Origin of the sequence: Dryocola clanedunensis (genome assembly GCF_038405435.1) — a bacterium.
GTDB lineage: Bacteria > Pseudomonadota > Gammaproteobacteria > Enterobacterales > Enterobacteriaceae > Dryocola > Dryocola clanedunensis_A.
The window spans coordinates 142,580-145,186 of record NZ_JBBYHZ010000005.1 but is presented as its reverse complement, the minus strand read 5'-3'; the positions used below and the strand labels follow the sequence as shown (position 1 = coordinate 145,186).

The 2,607-nt window shown below is 53.3% G+C and carries 2 protein-coding genes and 3 tRNA genes; 1 reads left to right on the top strand and 4 read right to left on the bottom strand.

Features of this window, described 5'->3' with window-relative positions; genetic code table 11:
- Position 1 precedes the first annotated feature (1 nt).
- The 3 genes from AAE045_RS13505 to AAE045_RS13495 all read right to left on the bottom strand — a co-directional run bounded on the left by AAE045_RS13505 (position 2) and on the right by AAE045_RS13495 (position 307).
- Positions 2 to 77: transfer RNA gene (locus tag AAE045_RS13505), tRNA-Val, on the bottom strand.
- A gap of 33 nt (positions 78 to 110) precedes the next feature.
- A tRNA-Val gene (locus tag AAE045_RS13500) sits at positions 111 to 186 on the bottom strand.
- Between the two features lie 45 nt (positions 187 to 231).
- Positions 232 to 307: transfer RNA gene (locus AAE045_RS13495), tRNA-Val, on the bottom strand.
- 259 nt (positions 308 to 566) lie between these two features.
- Between AAE045_RS13495 and gltX the strand changes: the two genes are divergently transcribed.
- Positions 567 to 1,982, top strand: coding sequence for a glutamate--tRNA ligase (gltX, locus tag AAE045_RS13490; protein WP_455548174.1), 1,416 nt, complete (start codon positions 567 to 569; stop codon positions 1,980 to 1,982).
- A 44-nt stretch (positions 1,983 to 2,026) separates the two neighbouring features.
- Here the strand turns inward: gltX and AAE045_RS13485 are convergent, their stop codons facing one another.
- Positions 2,027 to 2,383 carry a YfeC-like transcriptional regulator gene (locus AAE045_RS13485; RefSeq protein ID WP_455548173.1) on the bottom strand — a complete coding sequence of 119 codons (357 nt, stop codon included), beginning with the start codon at positions 2,381 to 2,383 and terminating at the stop codon, positions 2,027 to 2,029.
- Positions 2,384 to 2,607: the final 224 nt, after the last annotated feature.

The following is a 2,607-nucleotide window of genomic DNA, read 5'->3' as shown; positions in this document are numbered from 1 at the left end:
ATGGTGGGTGATGACGGGCTCGAACCGCCGACCCCCTCCGTGTAAAGGAGGTGCTCTACCAACTGAGCTAATCACCCAAACTTCGGTACTGCCTGAATCTGTAAGAGAGATGGTGGGTGATGACGGGCTCGAACCGCCGACCCCCTCCGTGTAAAGGAGGTGCTCTACCAACTGAGCTAATCACCCAACGCTAAATTCTCTTACCACACTGCGGGCTCACTCACTAATGAATGGTGGGTGATGACGGGCTCGAACCGCCGACCCCCTCCGTGTAAAGGAGATGCTCTACCAACTGAGCTAATCACCCCCGCTGTGTGGAGTCGCATTATAGGGAGAGTTGAAAATGAGTCAACGCCTTTTCTAAAGATTTTGTTTGTTCGTCTTAAATTTAGTCAAAGCGATCGCGATTTGTTCATTGGCGTTTGATTTATCATCAGAATGTGTCCTTTACAGGGAAGTAAAGGCATCAACATTGAGGAATCAGCACACAGTGGTAGAATGTTGCGACTCCATTTTTCCCTGGCATCAGCCGGTTCCCGGCAATTTTGCGTAATTAAGGCCGTTCAATGAAAATCAAAACTCGCTTTGCGCCAAGCCCAACGGGCTATCTGCACGTCGGTGGCGCCCGTACAGCTCTTTATTCCTGGCTTTTTGCTCGTAACCACGGCGGCGAGTTCGTGCTGCGTATTGAAGATACCGATCTCGAACGCTCCACCCCGGAAGCCATCGAAGCAATTATGGATGGCATGAACTGGTTGAGCCTGGAGTGGGATGAAGGCCCGTACTTCCAGACCAAGCGTTTCGACCGCTATAACAGCGTTATCGATGACATGCTGGAAGCGGGAACGGCCTATAAGTGCTACTGCTCCAAAGAGCGTCTTGATGCGCTGCGTGAAGAGCAAATGGAGAAGGGCGAGAAGCCACGTTACGACGGCCGCTGCCGCCACGGGCATGAACATCACGAAGCCGATGAGCCGTGCGTAGTGCGTTTTGCCAACCCGCAGGAAGGTTCGGTTATCTTCGATGACCAGATTCGTGGCCCAATCGAATTCAGCAACCAGGAGCTGGACGATCTCATCATTCGCCGTACCGATGGTTCTCCGACCTACAATTTCTGCGTGGTGGTGGACGACTGGGATATGGAAATCACGCACGTGATTCGTGGCGAAGACCATATCAACAACACGCCGCGCCAGATCAACATCCTGAAAGCGCTGAACGCGCCGGTTCCTTTGTACGGCCACGTGTCGATGATCAACGGTGACGACGGTAAAAAGCTGTCTAAGCGCCACGGTGCGGTCAGCGTCATGCAGTACCGTGATGATGGCTATCTGCCGGAAGCGCTGCTGAACTACCTTGTACGCCTGGGCTGGGCGCACGGCGATCAGGAGATCTTCACCCGTGAAGAGATGATCAAGCTGTTTGATCTGACTACCGTCAGCAAATCTGCAAGCGCCTTCAACACCGAGAAGCTGCAGTGGCTTAACCACCACTACATTAACCATCTGGCGCCGGAATACGTTGCTACCCAGCTGCAGTGGCATATCGAACAGCAGAACATTGATACCCGCAACGGCCCGGAGCTGGCCGATCTGGTGAAACTGCTTGGCGATCGCTGCAAGACGCTCAAAGAGATGGCTGAAACCTGCCGCTACTTCTACGAAGATTTCAGCGAGTTTGACGCCGATGCCGCGAAGAAACATCTCCGTCCGGTTGCCCGTCAGCCGCTGGAAGTGATTCGTGACAAGCTGGCTGCGATGACCGACTGGACGGCGGAAAACGTCCATAACGCCATTCAGGCAACGGCGGACGAGCTGGAAGTAGGCATGGGTAAAGTAGGTATGCCGCTACGCGTAGCGGTGACCGGTGCAGGCCAGTCCCCGGGGCTGGACGTTACCGTGCATGCGATTGGCAAACAGCGTTCTATCGCGCGTATCGAAAAGGCGCTGGGCTTTATTGCCGAGCGTGAAGCGCAGCAGTAAGCCTCCTTTCATTGACAAACCGGCGCCAGGTGCGCCGGTTTTTTTTATTCATTATCCCGAATCCCCAGCCGCTTAAGCACGCCTGCGATCCCTTCCCGTAAAATCAGCGCGGATAATTTCTGCTGCTCGGCTTCCGACATCTGCTTCACGGAGTTCAGCAGGAGGCCATCGAGGGAGGAATCACTGACGGTATAGCTGCCCTGACGGTCAGAAGCACGCCTGGCGCTGCTAATAAACTCCTGCACGCGCTCGTCAATATGGATAAGGCGCGCTTTCCCGCCCTGAACGCCCGGTTTCTGTGTGGTGGTCCAGTTCTCTTTGCGTACCCATTTATTAATGGTCTGCCGACTGTAACCGGTAAGGATGGCTAATTCTTCAGGTGTCATTCGTCCTTTGAGCACTGTGCTTTCCTTAAATGAAGAGATGTTAGTAAGGGTTCATTTTATGTGATCGTTTTACAGGAAACTGTGACAGGATTAACTACGCAGGGCCGATATGCAATCTGGATCTCACTGAGTTGTTTGCTTTTTCGGCGATTGATCGCAGATGAAGAATTTGCCGTTGACACTGTTTGTTGGGTTTCATATGATGCCGCCCGTCAACACGACACGTTTTTACGGTTCGG